This window comes from Acidovorax sp. KPB24-07 (assembly GCF_057543315.1).
Genome location: NZ_BAAJYS010000848.1, coordinates 1 through 745, shown reverse-complemented (window position 1 = coordinate 745; position 745 = coordinate 1). Strand labels below are relative to the sequence as shown.

Below are 745 nucleotides of genomic sequence, written 5' to 3'. Positions count from 1 at the left end.
CCGGCCTACCTGGCGCGGCGGGGCGTGCCCCGGCACCCCGCCGAGCTGGCGGGGCACGACTGCCTGACCCTGCACATCGCCGGCCGGCGGGAGGTGCGCTGGCATTTCGAGCGGGCGTCCGATGGCGAGGCGGTCTCGGTGGCCGTGGAGGGCGAGCGCAGCGTGGACGACGGCTCCATGGCCCATGAATGGGCGCTGGCGGGCGGCGGCATCGTCTACAAGTCGGCGATCGACGTGCGCGCCAGCCTGCGCTCGGGCGCCCTGGTCGCGCTGCTGCCCGATTGGCGGGGGCAGCGATATGCCCTGCACGCCGTGCTGCCCAGCCACCGGTTCGTGCCGGCGCGCGTGCGGGCGCTGGTCGATCACGTGGCGCAGTGCTGCGCGGCCCTGGTGGCCGAAGAGGCTGCGATGCCCGGCCATCCCGGCTGGGTGGCCCTGCCGTGACGCCGCGCGCCTTTCTTTGATGGTCGGGCCGCCATGCGCGCCCGGCCCCGGCGCCGATAATCCCCCCGCCCATGAATGCGCTGCGCACGCCCTTCCTCACCGCCCGCTGGCTCCTGGCGTGGTTCGCTTTGGCGTTGGGCGTGGCCGCGGCGTCGCCCCTGGTGCACCCGCAGTCGCTGATGGTGGTGTGCAGTGCCGCGGGCGTGTTCCAGCTCGTGGCGCAGGACGATGGCACCGCGCCCGATGGCGGAGGCCTGCACACGCTCGACTGCGCTCTGTGCCTGCCGGGCGGCGCCCCGCC

General features: G+C 75.2%; 1 protein-coding gene and 1 pseudogene. Both read left to right on the top strand.

Translation table 11 applies throughout. The features are described 5' to 3' along the window. On the top strand, positions 1-444 hold a 444-nt coding region (locus AC27IQ_RS26230), incomplete at its 5' end, for a substrate binding domain-containing protein (RefSeq protein ID WP_487091398.1). 71 nt (positions 445-515) lie between these two features. Beyond that, a pseudogene (locus tag AC27IQ_RS26225) lies at positions 516-745 on the top strand (hypothetical protein); the annotation flags it as partial.